Here is a 15,750-nt window from a genome sequence, read left to right on the forward strand (position 1 = left end):
CTCAGCCGCGCTTGCGCTTCAGGTCGCGCAAGTCGAACGCCGAGCCCGCCGCGACGAGATCGCGCCCCAGCTGACGGAGAGCGCCGCGCTGCAGCTTCTGCGAGGCGGTGGTGGGCAGGGCATCGACGAAGGCGATGTAGCCCGGCACTTTGTAATAGGCGAGGCGGCTGGCCGCGCCAGCGGCGATCGCGCGGGCGCGGGCCTCGTCGGCCGGCGCGCCGGCGAGCTGGATGAGCGCCATCACTTCCTCGCCGCGGATCTCGTCGAGCACGGGCAGGACGCAGCAGCCCGCCACCTGCGGCTGTTCGAGCAGCGCGCCTTCCACCTCGATCGCGGCGATGTTCTCGCCGCTGCGGCGCACGATGTTCTTGAGCCGGTCGACGAAATAGAGGCTGTCCGAGGCGTCGCGGCGCACGATGTCGCCGGTGTGGAACCAGCCGCCCGCCCAGGCCTCCTCGGTGGCGACGGGGTCGTTGTGGTAGCCCGAGAAGAAGCAGCGGCGAGGATCGGCGCCGCGGGCCCGCACCAGCAGCTCGCCCGGCTCGCCCACGGCCGCGTCCTCACCGCTTTCGCGGACGATGCGCCAGTCGAGGTTGGCCGGAGGCTTGCCGAAGCAGCGCGTGCCCACGTGGCGCGGCTCGTGGTTGGCCGTGATCCAGGCGGCGGCGCCGGTCTCGCTCATGGCCCAGGCCTCGATCAGCGGAATGCCGCTGCGTTCCTCGAAGCGGCGGTGGTGGCGCGGGTCGACGCCCGCACCGAAGGCGAAGCGCACCTGGTGACCGCGCCATGCCGCCTCGCCGTCGTCGCGCTGGAGCAGGATCGCCGGCATCACGCCGAGATAGTGGACGATGGTCGCGCGTGTCTCGGCCAGCGTGCGCCACCAGCGGGAGGCATGGAACCGGTCGAGCTGGATGAGGCAGGATCCCGAATAGATCGCGGCCATGAAGGTAACCACCAATGCGTTCATGTGGGTGACAGGCAGCGGGGTGAGGATGCGGTCCTCGCCGAGCCTGAAGGCGCAGAGCCCGCCCATGGTGGCGTAGAAATGACCGACCTGCGTGAAGTAGGCGTTCGAGAGGATGCAGCCCTTGGGCGTCCCGGTCGAGCCCGAGGTGAACAGCAACGCGGCTTCGCTGGCGGGCCCCGGCTGTTCATCGCCGGCCGCGCGTTGGAGCGTCGGCACCTGCTCCGCGTCCGAGCGGCACAGGGAAATGCGGCCTTCGCACAGGGGCGCAAGGCGCAGTGCGGCGGCTGGGGAGGCGATGACAAGGTCGAGTTCGGCGCGCACCAGAATGTCCGCCAGTTCGGCATCCTGCATGCCCTCGTTCAGCGGCGCGACGCTGGTTCCCAGCGCATTGAGAGCGAGGAAGTGCAGGAAGAAGGCCGGGTGGTTGCCCATCGCGATGCCGACGCGATGCGAAGCATCGAGGCCGGCAGCGCGATAGCGCGCCTTGAGCGCTTCGACGTCGGCCGCCGCCTGCCCGAAGCTGCGCGCGAAGGCGGGTTCGCCGTCGAGCGCCTCGGCGGGCGTAAAGAGGAAGTCGTGGTCCGCCCAGCTATCGCAGGCGCGCTGGAAGGCAGCATAGACAGTCGGCGTATCGATCTGTGTCATCGGTCCGTGAGAAATCTCATGAAGGGCATGGCGAGCTCCCGTGAATGCATCGCCACGCTGGGGTAAAAGGACCGCCGGGCCGGATGACCGGACCCGGCGGCAGGCCGTCAGAACTTGAAGCTTAACGAGAGGCCAACTTCGCGCGGATCGGTGGTCACCACGCGATCCGGCAGGCCGGGGACCTGCTCCACGCGCCAGGTCGTGATGCCGCGCACGTTGGTCAGGTTCTTGGCGTAGATGGCCGCGCTCCAGCTGTCGTTGTCGATGCCGGTGCGCAGGTTGACGATCGCATAGTTGCCGATCGTCCGGTAGGTCGGGTCGCGCGGATCGAGCGCGGTATGGCCCTTGCCGGTATAGGTGGCATCCACGTGCACGAAGGCGGGAAGCTGCGCGAGGGTGAATTCCTGGTCGACCGAGACGCTGCCGCCCAGCTTGTTGGAATAGGGGATTTCCTGGCCCTTCAGGCCATAATAGGTTCCCACCGCCGGATTGTCCTCGGCCAGCTTCTGGACCGAGTAGCGTCCAGTGAGGCCGAGCGTGAAGCCGGGCAGCGCGGAAGGCCGGAGCGTCAATTCGAGTTCGCCGCCGTCGAGCGTCGCCTTGCCGCCGTTCGAGGTGTAGGTGTAGGCGCCGGTGCTGTCGTTCTGGCTGACCTGAATGCCGGTCCAATCCATGTGATAGATTGCGCCGTTCACCGTCAGCTGGCGGTCGAACCACTGCGTCTTGAAGCCCAGTTCATAATTGTCCACGAAGTCGGGATCATAGGCGGCCGGATAGCTCGCGCCCGGGAAGACGGTGTTCGCACCGCCTTCGCGGAAGCCCTGCGAGAATACCGCATAGGCCATGACCCGATCGGTGAAGTTATAGCTGAGCTGCGCCTTCTTGACCGATCCGGTGTTCTTCGAGCTGCTTGGATCGCCCCAGCCGGTGGTTGCATTGAAGAAAGAGTTTGCGGTGTAGGTCCGCGATGCGCGTTTGATCTCGAAGAAGCGGATGCCGACTTCCAGCTTGAGCGCGTCGGTGATCGCCCACGTGCCGTTCAGGAAGGCCGCCTTGTTGCTCGAACTGCTTACCGTATGGGTGCGGTACCATGATGGGATGCCCGCATAGGGAAGACCGGTGGCGGGATCGACATAGGAGCCGAACACGTCGGCGGTCATCCTGGACTTGTTGTAGAACAGGCCGCCGGTCACCTGTACCGGGAAGTCCCAGCTGGAGGCGAAGCGCAGTTCGCCCAGGTCCGAATTGCTGAGCGCTTCCTGCTGCATCACGCCGTAGCGCAGATCATAGTCTGCATATTGCGGGGGCAGGTAGATGGATGCGTTGGGAGCCGGCAGGTACTGGCTCTGGTCGAAGTTGTAAGAATTGCGGCGGCGGATGTGCGAGTAGGTCGCCGTCAGGGTGCCGAAACCAAGATTCTGTTCGGCCGTGGCGCTGGCGATCAACAGCTTGTCCCGGAACGGTTCGAGCACCGGATTGCTGCGCGTGTCGGAATGCGGCAGGACCCGCCCGGTATCGGCCAGCTTGATGTCCTGATAATGCACCGAGGCCGTAATGCGGGTATTCGGCGAAGGCTTGAACAGCAGTTCCGCACGGCCGCCCATACTGTTCTCATTGTCCGAATGGTTACGGTCCAGCGAGGGAATCCGCACGAAGCCGTCCACGTGGCGGGCGAACCCGGCGACGCGCAGGCCCAGCACGTCGTCGATGACAGGCACGTTGGCCATGGCGTTGACTTGTTCCTTCGCGCCGCCGTTGCGGGCGCGCAGGCCCGCATCCAGCGAGAAAGCCCCCTCGTAGCGCTGGAGGTTCGGCTCGTTGGTGATGTAGCGGACGGTGCCGGCCTGCGATCCGGCGCCATAGAGCGTGCCCTGCGGGCCGCGCAGCACCTCGACACGGGCGATGTCGAACAGTTCGGGCGCGGTCTGCGCAACGGATGCGTTGCCGGCCGCGGGAAGCAGCGCTTCGTCCAGGTAGATGCCGACTTGCGCGGACCCCTTCTGCGCGGCCAGGCCGCGAACGACCACGGTCTTGTTGCCGGTGTTGCCGCTCACGTTCACGCCGGGAACCTGGCGCATGACATCGTCGATGGTGGTTGCCGAGACTTTCTTGAGCTGCTCGTCGCCAATTGCGGAGATGTTGAGCGGGATCTTCTGGATGCTGGTCGCACCGGTTTTCGAGGCGGTGACGACGATGTCGCCGCCGGTTTCATCCGCCGCCGCGGTTTCGGCGCGGTCTGCGGCATAAGCGGGGCGGATGGCCAGTTGTGCGGCGGCGAGTGCCAGGGCGCTGGTGATGGCGATGCGCGCAAGGCGCGGCGTGACGGTGTAGAAGTGGAAAAGCGTGCTAGGTGTCATGGCGTCAACCTCAAAACCCCCTATGGAGATGACCTTCATCCCGAAGCGTGCGCCCGGGCCGGACGGCGATGCCTCGCCGGTCTTCTGACAGCCGTTTTCAGTTTTTAGTTTTGCTCTTGCTGGAGACCGTTGGCGGTCTTCTCTATGAGATCGAGTTTGGCCTTCTGCGGATCGGCCTGGAGGCCGATCGTGCCGTCCGCCGCAAAGGTCATGATCGTGGCGGTGGACTGGCGCAGATCGGTCCATGCGCCGGCGCCCGTGCCCCCCGGAGAACCGGTGGCGACGAAGCGCGCTACGTAGGAACTTGTCTGGTCGGCAACGTGCCTGTCGCGGGCGGTGGCAAGATTGCCCAGAAGCTGTGGCGCGGTGCCCAGGAAATAGGCGGTGTCGGCGCCGTGAGGGACGCCCGGCCATGTCGTCTTCTTCGAATCCGAGACGTAGCCGAAGCTGTAGAGGTAGGTCGGCTGGCCTGCTGCGGCCATCGTGCGCGCGGCGAAGCGGGCGGGCTCCACCAGCAGGCGGTCACGCGTGATCTCTTCGCGCAGGGCTGGCAGGGGCACGGTGCCTTCGGGATCGAAGATCGCGCGGGCCTGCGCGGCCAGTGGACCGAACGCGGCGAAGAGCTGGTCCTTGTCCTGACCCGTCTGCACCGACAGGTCGGCGCTGGTCGACCCGATCATGACCGGTACGCGGGCCTGATCGCCGCGCGAAAGAGCAAGATCGGTGATAGCGCGCTTGATCCGGCCATCCACGATCGGGCCGCCCACATGGGTGCCGAAAAGCTCTGGCAGGCTTGCCTTCACATCCCCATCGATACGCATCGTCGCGGGTGCGAGCCCGGCCATGAGGCGTTCGGCCGGCAGGCGGCGCAGGGCCGCCAGCGCCTTGGCGCCGCGTCCGGTGATGCCTTGCGACCGGGCGAAGGCAAGGCCGACCTGCTCTGCCGTTCCCGGCGCGACCCGCTGACCCCGATCGCCGAAATCGCTGGCAGCGATGGCGCCGTCGAGGGGCCGGTTGCTCATCGCCGCCCGGCCGCCTCCGGACATCACGATGGCTTGCCTGAACAGCCCCCTGGCCGCGGGTGAAGTGAGCAGGTCGAGCACCGAGATGCCGCCTGCCGATTCTCCCATGATAGTGACGCGGCCGGGATCGCCGCCGAAGGCCGCGATGTTGGCCTGGACCCAGTGAAGCGCCGCGATCTGGTCGAGATAGCCGTAATTGCCGAGCGGCCCATGGGCTTTCGCGCTCAGGGCCGGATGCGCGAAGAAGCCCAGGCGGCCAAGCCGGTAGTTGAGACTGACGAAGACCACGCCCTTGCGCGCCAGAGGCTCGCCGTCGAACTCGGGAAGGGCGGTGCCGCCGCTCACGAAGCCGCCGCCATGGATCCAGACGAGCACCGGCGCGCCGGCCCCGGGCTTTGCTGCGGACCAGACGTTGAGATAGAGGCAGTTCTCGGAAAAGCGGCGCGTGGCCACGCGCGGCAGCCAGGGCGAAGGCAGCTGAACGCAGTCGTCGCCGAAAGCTCCGGCATCGCGCGGCTCGCTCCAGGGCCTGACCGGCTTCGGCGGCATCCAGCGCAGCGCGCCGGTGGGCGCGGCAGCGTAGGGTATGCCGCGGAAGCTTGCGATCATCCCGTCCGCACTTCGCCGGCCGATGACGGGGCCTGACGTCAGCTCGACCCGCGGGCGGGGATCCGCTTGCGCACCGGCTATGCCCGGAACACCCAGGCTGAGGGCGACGCAGACGCGAGCAGCGGCCGGAAGGCGGGTCGCCCAAAGGGTGCGGACTCGAGCCATCATGGTAGATCACTCCGGGACGCAGGGCGCCCATTCTGCGGGGAACGAACGATGCGGGAGCGATTCCAACCTCTTTCCCAGGAGGGGCACGCCATCGCCTTTTAGGAATTCATATATCTAAAAAAGTGAATACATATTGTGCGGCGCATTCGGCCGTGTCAAGGTCAAAATGACCGAATTCCCGCAGATATGTAGCTTCGAATTCAAAATTCAGTGCCCATCTGAATGCAGATTTCCGGCCTTCTGAAACTGATGCCCGTCATTCGCCCCAGATTACAGTTACTTCCGTTTTTGAGGTGCGTATGCCAGCGAGCGCGAGGGGGTATCCGCGAGGCCTTCACGCTTTGAACATGCTGGTGTGACCCTCGACCAACCGATCCATGCCGAACGTGAGGCGCGGGACGGAACCGCCGACCGAACCGATCTTACGGAGCGGGTGGGGTGCGGCTCCGCTCATCGACGGTGCCACCGGCAATCTTCGAGCTATCCGGATGAATATCCTGCCATCGACATGGAGGACGCTTCTGATCCTCGCCGAACGGGCTGAGATTTGATCGGCGCTGGGCCTGTGCAGGATCGGCACGGCCTGGGCGTGCTGGCGGTGCCACGGGGTGCGTCGCTGATCAGCTTAGCCATTTCAGGCGACGATAAATGGCAGAAATCTGAGGATCTCAAGCTTCAATAGGAGATGATGAGAAGCTCCGAAACGGGGGAATGGTGCCCAGGGGCGGAATCGAACCACCGACACCGTGATTTTCAGTCACGTGCTCTACCAACTGAGCTACCTGGGCAGGAGCGTTGGGAGCAGCGCCTATAAGGGGGACCGGCCCCCGCTGTCCAGCCCATCCGTGTCGATTTCGTTGCCATCGTCATCGGCGGGTCTTCCAGCGACGCGATAGGCGTCTCCCAGCCAGTTCAGAAGGTCGCGATCGCGGCAGCCCTGGCTGCAAAAGGGCGTATGCTGCGGCACCGCGGGCCGGCCGCAGAGCGGGCAGGCGTTGCGGTCGCGCTTAGCTGTATCGGGCTTCGACATGTCCTGCGGATATGGCGAGTGCGGCGTCGCCGCGCAAGGCGACGGCCGTGCCAATGCGGCGGGCCAGCGTCTCGCGCCACTCCGATTCGCGCTCGATCCGGGCGATCACCGCCGGATGGGCGACCAGCGTGCGCATGCCCATGCCCGGGGTGCGCTCCGCAAGGCGCAGCAGCGCGCGCGCGGAGGCGCCTGCCGGATCCGCGTGCAGCATTTCCGGGATCGAGGCGCGGAACCGCCGCCGTACCACCTGCAGGAAACCGAAGCCGTTCACTGCCGTCCGCTCGAACGGTTGGGGCAGTACGGCGTCGAGCGCCGCCGCGGCAGCCTGCCGGGCCGCCTTCGATTCGACGGTAGGCAGGTCGATGCCGATCGATCCCGTGATGTCGAACAGCATCATCATCCGCGCGGCTGCCTCCGCACCGTGCAGCGCCAGCTCGGCCGGGGCGAGCGCGCCATCGACGTCGAACAAGGTCATGGCCGGCGTCACCGCCATCTGAAGCGCCCCCCAGGGGAAGGCGATGTCACCGTCACGTGCCTGCTCGAGCCGTTCGGACCAGCCATGCTGTTCGAGAAGATCGGGCTGGTGGGGATGAAGCTGGGTGACCGGGAGACCGCTGGACGCGATCTGCTGCCGCAGATCCGGTCCCGGTGCGGGGCTGCTGCCCTCGGCCGCCACACGCGCCTTGGCAGGCTTGAGGCGGCCGCGCTCGGCGATCGGCTCGCGCACGATCTCGACGACCAGCTTCGCACCTTCGTTCAGGCCGCGGGTCGGCGCTTCCAGCAGCGCTTCCGTTCCGCCTTCCAGCGCCACCAGCGCGCGTCCGGTGGCATCCGCCCCGCGCAGCATTCGCGCCGGCACGATCGTGCCGAGGCGTGTCGCTTCATCCGGCCATTCCAGCCGCATCGCGACGATCTCGTCCTTGTCGATCAGCGCGGCGCGCGCTTCGCCGATCCCATCCTCGTAGAGCCACTCAGCCAAGCGCGTAGCCGGCCGCGATCAGCAGCGCGCGGGTTTCGAGCAGGGGCAGGCCGACGACGCCGGAATGACTGCCGCCGAGAAAACGCACGAAGGCTTCGGCACGGCCCTGGATGGCGTAGCCCCCGGCCTTGCCCTGCCACTCGCCGGAAGCGAGATAGGCGACGATCTCCGCATCGGGGATCTGGCGGAAGGCGACGACGCTGGTGGAGAGGCGATGACGGGCGCGGCCCTGCGCGTCGATCAGCGTCACCGCGGTCATCACCCGGTGGCGTCGGCCGGAAAGCAGCGCGAGGCAGGCGCGCCCCTCATCCTCGCGCTCAGCCTTGGGCAGGATGCGGCGTCCGGCAGCGACCACGGTATCGGCCGCGAGCACCAGCGCGCCGGGCTGGCGGCCGGCGACGAGCGCGGCTTTTGCGGCAGACATGCGTGCAGCATAGCGGGCCGGCGGCTCCGCTTTTTCGGGTGTCTCGTCGATGTCGGCAGGATCGATGGCGTCGGGCGTGACGCCGATCCGCGCGAGAAGATCCAGCCTGCGCGGGCTGGCGGAAGCGAGCACGAGGCGCATCGCGGCCCCGGCCGTTTATTTGAAGCGGTAGGTGATCCGCCCCTTGGTCAGATCATAGGGCGTAAGCTCGACGAGCACTTCGTCGCCGACCAGCACGCGGATGCGGTTCTTGCGCATCTTGCCGGCGGTATGGCCGAGAATTTCATGGTCATTCTCGAGCCGGACGCGGAACATGGCATTGGGCAGCAGCTCGACCACTTGCCCGCGCATCTCCAACAGTTCTTCCTTGGCCAAACAGGACCCCTTTATCAGCAATCAGGTTGAAATTGCGCGCCGCCATACGCCTCCACCGGTCAAAAAGAAAGCATATGCGGCGAGTTTTGCGAAAAGCCCCGCCCGGACGAACCGGACGGGGCGATTTCGGCAGACGGCGCGGGCTTATACCGCCGAATGCGCCGCCAGCGCCGCGAGCAGCAGCAGCGCGACGAGGTTGGTGATCTTGATCATCGGGTTCACGGCCGGGCCGGCGGTGTCCTTATAGGGATCGCCGACGGTGTCTCCGGTCACGGCCGCCTTGTGCGCGTCCGATCCTTTGCCGCCATGATTGCCGTCCTCGATATATTTCTTGGCATTGTCCCACGCGCCGCCGCCCGAGGTCATCGAGATGGCGACGAACAGGCCCGAGACGATCACGCCGAGCAGCAGCGCGCCCAGCGCGGCGAAGCCGTTGGCCTGGCCGGCGACCGCGGTGATCACGAAATAGACGACGATCGGCGCCAGCACCGGCAGCAGGCTGGGGACGATCATCTCCTTGATCGCCGCCTTGGTGACGAGATCGACGGTGCGGGCATAGTTGGGACGGCTGGTGCCCGCCATGATGCCGGGATTGTCGCGGAACTGCGCCCGGACCTCCTCCACCACCGAGCCAGCGGCGCGGCCCACCGCGGTCATGCCGAACGCGCCGAAGATATAGGGCAGCAGCGCGCCGAGCAGCAGGCCGACGATGACGTAAGGATTGGACAGCGAGAAATCGACCGTCAACCCGCTGAAGAACTGGCTGAGATCGGTCGTATAGGCGCCGAACAGGACGAGCGCGGCGAGGCCGGCCGATCCGATCGCATAGCCCTTGGTCACCGCCTTGGTGGTGTTGCCGACGGCATCCAGGGCGTCCGTCTTGACGCGCACGCTATCCTCCAGCCCGGACATCTCGGCGATGCCGCCGGCATTGTCGGTGACCGGCCCATAGGCGTCGAGCGCGACCACCATGCCGGCCAGCGCCAGCATGGCCGTGGCGGCGAAGGCGATACCGATCAGCCCGGCGAGCTGATAGGCGACGATGATGCCGACGCAGATCACCAGCGTGGGCAGCGCGGTCGATTCCAGGCTGATCGCGAGGCCCTGGATCACGTTGGTGCCATGGCCGGTCTCGGACGCCTTGGCGATGCTCTTCACCGGCCGGTAGTTGGTGCCGGTATAATATTCGGTGATCCACACCAGCAGGCCGGTGACGGCGAGGCCGACGAGGCTCGAATAAAAGAGGTGCATCGCCGGGAAGGCGATGGTCGCGCCGCCGGCGCCCTGCAGCGCGACATCCTGCCCGAGATCGCCGAGCACGAATTTGAACACGCCGAAGATCGCGAACACCGAGAGGACCGCGGTGGTCCAGAAGCCCTTGTACAGCGCGCCCATGATCGACTGGTTGGAGCCGAGGCGCACCATATAGGTGCCGATGATCGAGGTGATGATGCAGACGCCGCCGATCAGCAGCGGCAGCGACATGAGTTGTGAAAGCTGTGCCGCCTCGCCGACGAAGAGCAGGGCGGTGAGCACCATGGTGGCGCCGACCGTGACGACATAGGTTTCGAACAGGTCGGCAGCCATTCCGGCGCAGTCGCCGACATTGTCGCCGACATTGTCCGCGATGGTGGCCGGGTTGCGGGGATCGTCCTCGGGAATGCCGGCCTCGACCTTGCCGACGAGATCCGCGCCGACGTCCGCCGCCTTGGTGAAGATGCCGCCGCCGAGACGCGCGAAGATGGAGATCAGCGAAGCGCCGAAGGCGAGTGCGACGAGGCTGTCGACGATCACCCGATCGTTCGGCGCATGGCCGCCGGGCCCGGTGAGATACCAGTAGAAGACGGCGATCGCGAGCAGCGCGAGGCCGGCGACGAGCATGCCGGTGACGGCGCCCGCCCTGAACGCGGTGGTGAGGCCCGACTGGAGCGACTGGCGGGCCGCTTCGGCCGTCCGCACATTGGCGCGGACCGAGATGTTCATCCCGATGAAGCCGGTCACGCCCGACAGCACGGCGCCGATCAGGAAACCGATCGCCGAGATCGGCCCGAGGAAATAGAAAACGAGAGCGGCGACGATCACGCCGACGATCGCGATCGTCCGATATTGCCGGCCCAGATAGGCCTTGGCGCCCTCCTGGATCGCGCCGGCGATCTGCTGCATGGTTTCGTTGCCGGCGGAGGCCGCAAGCACCTGTCGACTGGTAATGATTCCGTACAAGACAGCTATCAGGCCACACGCGATGGCCAGCACCACGACGTTCATAGCAATCCTTCCCCAAATTATATATTCGCGCCGATAATGCCGACGCTTTGGGCAAGGTATAGGGTGCTAAATCGCGGCGGCGCAAGCCATCCGCCCGGAATAGAGGTAAAGCTATGCCGCCGGATGCCGACTCCGGCGATCAGGCGGCGCTCGCGCCTTCCGCCGGCGGCCTCACCATCGCCGCCGGACCGGCCAGGATCGCTGCGCTGGCGATACCGCACAGAAAGCCGGCGATCAAAATCACCAGGCGCCGCCTACGAGTGCCTACCATGTTCATATCCCAGCCTTTCCGGAAGCGGCACCTCGCCCGCTTCGTCGCTCACCCGCAGCCCCGCGCCGGACGCGAAGCGCCCGACCGGGGTGAATGTGGCGTTCAAGGTTGAGGAAAGGGTTAACAGCTTTTCCGTCTTTTCCTCCGGGGCCGCGAAGAGCAGCTGATAATCGTCGCCCGCCGTCGTCGCGCGCAATCGCGCAGCGCGGTCGGTGCCGAAACCGGCTGCCTCCGGGGAAAGCGGCACGGCATCGAGATCGATCGCGACGGCTAGGCGGCTCGCGCCCGCCATGCGATCGGCGTCGATCAGCAGGCCATCGGAAATGTCGGCCATGGCATGGACATGAGGCGCCAGCGCCTGGCCTTCGGCGAGCCGGGGCATCGGCAGGCGATAGGCCTTGAGCAGCCGGCGCGGCCCATCGATCATGCCGCGGGCGATGACGAGGCCGAGCCCGGCATCTCCGATCGGGCCGCTGACCCAGAGCCGATCGCCCGCGCGGGCGCCTGCGCGGCTCGGTGCCTGGCCTCGCGGTGCCTCGCCGATCGCGGTCAGCCCCAGGCTGCGTGGCGAACCCGGCGGCAGCGCCACGGTGTCGCCGCCGAGCAGGGGCACGGCGAAATGTTCGCAGGCGCGCGCGAGCCCTGCGACGAAATCCGTATCCCAATCGGCATCGCCGGCCAGCGTGTAGCCCATCAGCACGCCGAGCGGCCGGGCGCCCTTGGCGGCAAGGTCGGACAGGTTGACGGCCAGCAGCTTCCACGCGACGTCGCCGGCGGGATCGGAGGGCAGATAATGGATGCCCTCGACCAGCATGTCGTGGGTGAAGACGAGATCGCGGCCGATCGGCGCGGCCAGCACCGCGGCATCGTCCTGCAGGCCGCGCGCCGCAGGATGCGAGGCAATGCCGCGCAGGCTTTCGATCAGGCGCTTCTCGTCGCTCATGGAACAGGGCTTAGGCCGTGCGGCGTTGCACGGCTATCGCCATCTATTCCCCTCCGCCCCCGCGAAGGGGACGATGTGCAAATGCCATGGCGCAGGCGGGGAGCGAAAAGCGTAGCGTCAGCTGCGCACCGCCCTGGCGACACCGTCGAGCAGGCCGTTGACGAAACCCTTCTCGCGCTTGGCGTAGAAGGCGTCGGCGACATCGACATATTCGCTGATCACCGTCGCGGTCGGCACGTCGATGCGGGCGATCAGCTCATAAGTGCCGGCGCGCAGGATCTGGCGCATCGGCCGATCGAGCCGCTCCAGCGTCCAGCCGGAGGCGAGCTTCGCGGAGATGGCCGCGTCGATCTCGGCGCGGCGCGCATCGACGCCCTTGACCAGATCGTCGAAGAAATCGGGTTCGGCGGCGGCATAGGTCACATCCTCGATGGTGTGGCCGAGCCGGTGGAGGTGGAATTCGTCGAGCAGGCGCGGGAGCGGAATCGATTCCATCTCCTGCTGATACAGCGCCTGCACGGCGGCGAGACGCGCTGCGGAGCGCGAGCGGGCGCGTTCGTTGATCTTGGGCATGGCCGCGCGTTTAGCGGCGGCGGACATAAAGGCAAGGCCCGGCAGCTGTCGGCGCGATCAGAAGCCGTGCGCGCGGGGGCCATCTTCCAGCATCGGACGCAACAGCACGAGGACGAGCGGCAGCGCGAGCGCGCCGGCCACGATGCCGATCAGCAGATCGCCGAAACTGCGCGCGGTGAGCCCGGCGACGAGCAGCGCGGTGAGCGCCGCAAGCGCCACTGCGATCAGGCGATGGGCCTTGCCGGTGCGAATATGCGAAATCATGTCAGCCTCCTGTTCTGCTGCGCGCGGCATGGCGTGTCCCGCCGTTCCCCGATGTGAGGGCGGACACAGGGTGCGAAAATCTTTCGGGCCTTGGCCTCTCCCACATGGGGGGAAGGCTTGGTGGTCTAGCTGAGCCGCGTGGGCACGGGCTCGTCGGGGAGCGGGATGAACTCGCTCTCGCCGGGCACGTCGGCAAAGCGCCGTGCGCGCCAATCCTGCTTCGCCTGTTCGATGCGATCGGCCGAGCTGGAGACGAAATTCCAGTAGATGTAGCGTTTCTCGGCGAAAGGCTCGCCACCGAGCAGCATCAGCCGGGTCTCGCCGACGGCGGTCAGCACGATCTCCTCGTCCGGCCGGAAGATGACCAGCTGCGCGCTCTCGAAAACGCCGTCCTGACCGGCGACGCTGATCGCGCCCGAGACGATGTAGACGGCGCGTTCGACATGCTCGGCATCGATCCGCAGGCGCGCGGACGGCGCAAGGCGGATCTCGGCATACATCATGTCGGACAGCGTCTGGACGGGCGAGGTGACGCCGAACAGCGTGCCGGCGATCACCCGCGCCTGCATGTCCGCATCCTGCACGAAGGGCAGCGTTTCCGCGCCGTGATGCACGAAGCTGGGCGCCGTTTCCTCATGCGCGGTCGGCAGTGCTACCCAGCTCTGGATGCCGTAGAGCGGACCTCCGGCTGACCTTATCTCCGGCGCGGATCGTTCGGAATGGACGATGCCGCGGCCGGCAGTCATCCAGTTGACTGCACCCGGACGGATCGGCTGGACCTCGCCCAGGCTGTCCCGGTGCAATATCTCGCCGTCGAACAGATAGGTGACGGTCGACAGGCCGATATGGGGATGCGGCCGCACGTCGAGGCCATGGCCGGCCGCAAGGTCGGTAGGCCCCATCTGGTCGAGGAAGATGAAGGGACCGACCATCCGCCGCTGGCGCGACGGCAGGGCGCGGCGGACGGTGAAGCCATCGCCCAGATCACGCAGGGGTGGGATCAGAGCGAGCTGGACGGGGTCTGTCATCGATCTGATCCTTTCCGGCGATCAGCGCTGGGCGAGCATCGCCACGGCGGCAACCTGACCCTTGCTGAAGCCGAGTTCAACCAGCTTCCGGCCCAGATCCGCCGCTGCTTCCGCGTGGCCCCGCGCGGTGCAGACGAAACGGCGCAGCGTTTCGAGCTTGGGATCGGCCAAGGGCAGCTGGCCCTGATAGCCGGTGAGAATGCGAAGCACGCTGCGGAAGAAGGTGCCGACGCGCGACGGCGGCGTATAGCCGCCGCAGCCGCGATCGCCCGCCTCACGCAGGGCGAGAGCCACCACCTTCCACTCCAGCGGGGAGAGCTGGGGCGCTTCGAAATCGTGGGTCATCGCAGTCATCTCAAACATACTCCTTCGAAGCGCTCCGTTAGGCTCAGCCGAACAGCTTCGCTGTGACTTCCGCCACATGACGGCCCTGGAAGCGTGCACCCTCGATCTCATTGTCGCTCGGCTGGCGCGATCCGTCGCCGCCGGCGATGGTGGTGACGCCGTAGGGCGAGCCGCCCGTCACCTCTTCATGGCCGAGCTGGCCCTGGAAGCTGTAGGGCAGACCGACCACCACCATGCCGAAGTGCAGGAGGTTGGTGATGATCGAGAAGAGCGTGGTCTCCTGTCCGCCATGCTGGGACGCGGTGGAGGTGAAGGCCGAGCCGACCTTGCCGTTCAGCGCGCCCTTCGCCCACAGGCCGCCGGCCTGATCGAGGAAGGCCGCCATCTGCGAGGACATGCGGCCGAAGCGCGTCCCGGTGCCGATGATGATCGCATCGTAATTTTCGAGATCGGCGACAGTGGCGACGGGCGCCTCCTGGTCGACCTTGAAATGCGCGCCCTGGGCGATTTCCAGCGGCACCGTCTCCGGCACCCGCTTCACGTCCACGGTGGCGCCGGCACTGCGCGCGCCCTCGGCGATGGCTTGCGCCATCGTCTCGATATGGCCGTAGCTGGAATAATAGAGGACGAGGATCTTGGACATTTCAGAAACTCCCGGCGAGATAGTGGAAAAGGCGGAAAAGGAAAGATCAGGCGGCGTCGACCAGAACGATTTCGGCGTCATCGAGCGCCGTGACGTCGATCGTGTCGACCGCGGTGATCGCGGCGCCGTCACGCGCGTCGATACGCACGCCGTTCACCTCGATGCTGCCTTTGGCCGGCACCAGATAGAGATGGCGATCGCCGCTGGTCGGATAGGCTGTGCTCTGCCCTGCCTTCAGCGTCGCGCCCAGCACGCGGGCATCGGTGCGGATCGGCAGTGCGTCGGCATCCTCGGCGAAGCCGCTGGCGAGAGTGACGAAGCGGCCGGCGCGATCACCCTTGGGGAAGGGTTTGGCGCCCCATGACGGCGCGACGCGTGGGCGGCCGCGGTCGGGCACGATCCAGATCTGGAAGAGCCGGGTTTCGACATCCTCCAGATTATATTCGCTGTGCGCGATGCCGGTGCCGGCGGACATCACTTGGACGTCGCCCGCTTCGGTGCGGCCCTTGTTACCCAGGCTGTCCTGGTGGGTGATCGCGCCTTCGCGGATATAGGTGATGATCTCCATATCGGCATGGGGATGCGGCGGAAAACCGGTACGCGGCGCGATCGCATCGTCGTTCCAGACGCGCAGCGCGCCCCAGTGCACCCGATCGCCATCATGATAATCGGCGAAGGAGAAATGATGATGAGCGTCGAGCCAGCCATGGTTCGCTGCGCCCAGTGTCTCGAAGGGTCTGCGTTCGATCATGTCGGAAACTCCCGAGCGGCCCGGAGGCCTTGCTTGGCAGTCCAGATAGGCGTTTCCGATCGCATCAGAAATAGATATGATGGAAAAGCAT

14 protein-coding genes, 1 tRNA gene and 1 pseudogene are annotated in these 15,750 nt (G+C 66.5%); all 16 read right to left on the reverse strand.

The genetic code is table 11. The features are described from left to right. Position 1: 1 nt before the first annotated feature. A complete protein-coding gene (locus tag GQY20_RS01265) occupies positions 2 to 1,612 on the reverse strand; it encodes an AMP-binding protein (RefSeq protein ID WP_157215227.1) in 1,611 nt (536 codons plus the stop codon). A gap of 107 nt (positions 1,613 to 1,719) precedes the next feature. After that, positions 1,720 to 4,215: a TonB-dependent receptor gene (locus tag GQY20_RS01270; protein WP_157215228.1), complete on the reverse strand. Its 2,496-nt coding sequence runs from the start codon at positions 4,213 to 4,215 to the stop codon at positions 1,720 to 1,722. Between the two features lie 2 nt (positions 4,216 to 4,217). Then, positions 4,218 to 5,768, reverse strand: a pseudogene (locus tag GQY20_RS32385) (carboxylesterase/lipase family protein); the annotation flags it as partial. A 712-nt stretch (positions 5,769 to 6,480) separates the two neighbouring features. Continuing rightward, positions 6,481 to 6,556: transfer RNA gene (locus GQY20_RS01280), tRNA-Phe, on the reverse strand. A 20-nt stretch (positions 6,557 to 6,576) separates the two neighbouring features. Beyond that, positions 6,577 to 6,798: a DNA gyrase inhibitor YacG gene (locus GQY20_RS01285; protein ID WP_157215230.1), complete on the reverse strand. Its 222-nt coding sequence runs from the start codon at positions 6,796 to 6,798 to the stop codon at positions 6,577 to 6,579. Continuing rightward, positions 6,776 to 7,777, reverse strand: a complete 1,002-nt coding sequence (locus tag GQY20_RS01290; RefSeq protein WP_157215231.1) for a ribonuclease — start codon at positions 7,775 to 7,777, stop codon at positions 6,776 to 6,778. Before GQY20_RS01290 ends, GQY20_RS01285 begins: the two co-directional genes overlap by 23 nt. Beyond that, positions 7,770 to 8,342 carry a Maf family protein gene (locus GQY20_RS01295; RefSeq protein WP_157215232.1) on the reverse strand — a complete coding sequence of 191 codons (573 nt, stop codon included), beginning with the start codon at positions 8,340 to 8,342 and terminating at the stop codon, positions 7,770 to 7,772. Before GQY20_RS01295 ends, GQY20_RS01290 begins: the two co-directional genes overlap by 8 nt. A gap of 15 nt (positions 8,343 to 8,357) precedes the next feature. After that, positions 8,358 to 8,576, reverse strand: a complete 219-nt coding sequence (infA, locus tag GQY20_RS01300; RefSeq protein ID WP_003049127.1) for a translation initiation factor IF-1 — start codon at positions 8,574 to 8,576, stop codon at positions 8,358 to 8,360. A gap of 144 nt (positions 8,577 to 8,720) precedes the next feature. Beyond that, positions 8,721 to 10,841, reverse strand: coding sequence for a sodium-translocating pyrophosphatase (locus tag GQY20_RS01305; RefSeq protein WP_157215233.1), 2,121 nt, complete (start codon positions 10,839 to 10,841; stop codon positions 8,721 to 8,723). 254 nt (positions 10,842 to 11,095) lie between these two features. Then, a complete protein-coding gene (thiL, locus tag GQY20_RS01310; RefSeq protein ID WP_157215234.1) occupies positions 11,096 to 12,055 on the reverse strand; it encodes a thiamine-phosphate kinase in 960 nt (319 codons plus the stop codon). Between the two features lie 117 nt (positions 12,056 to 12,172). Further along, entirely contained in the window at positions 12,173 to 12,628 is a 456-nt protein-coding gene (gene nusB / locus GQY20_RS01315) for a transcription antitermination factor NusB (protein WP_157215235.1), read from the reverse strand. A 57-nt stretch (positions 12,629 to 12,685) separates the two neighbouring features. Further along, complete coding sequence (locus tag GQY20_RS01320; protein ID WP_157215236.1) at positions 12,686 to 12,892, reverse strand: hypothetical protein; 207 nt, start codon at positions 12,890 to 12,892, stop codon at positions 12,686 to 12,688. Between the two features lie 125 nt (positions 12,893 to 13,017). After that, positions 13,018 to 13,920 carry a pirin family protein gene (locus GQY20_RS01325; protein ID WP_157215237.1) on the reverse strand — a complete coding sequence of 301 codons (903 nt, stop codon included), beginning with the start codon at positions 13,918 to 13,920 and terminating at the stop codon, positions 13,018 to 13,020. A gap of 21 nt (positions 13,921 to 13,941) precedes the next feature. Further along, positions 13,942 to 14,274 (reverse strand): hypothetical protein, encoded by a 333-nt coding sequence (locus tag GQY20_RS01330; RefSeq protein WP_232475827.1) that lies wholly within the window; start codon positions 14,272 to 14,274, stop codon positions 13,942 to 13,944. 34 nt (positions 14,275 to 14,308) lie between these two features. After that, complete coding sequence (gene wrbA / locus GQY20_RS01335; protein ID WP_157215239.1) at positions 14,309 to 14,908, reverse strand: NAD(P)H:quinone oxidoreductase; 600 nt, start codon at positions 14,906 to 14,908, stop codon at positions 14,309 to 14,311. Between the two features lie 46 nt (positions 14,909 to 14,954). Then, positions 14,955 to 15,659 (reverse strand): pirin family protein, encoded by a 705-nt coding sequence (locus GQY20_RS01340; protein ID WP_157215240.1) that lies wholly within the window; start codon positions 15,657 to 15,659, stop codon positions 14,955 to 14,957. Positions 15,660 to 15,750 lie beyond the last annotated feature (91 nt).

Origin of the sequence: Flavisphingomonas formosensis (assembly GCF_009755815.1) — a bacterium.
Classification (GTDB): domain Bacteria; phylum Pseudomonadota; class Alphaproteobacteria; order Sphingomonadales; family Sphingomonadaceae; genus Flavisphingomonas; species Flavisphingomonas formosensis.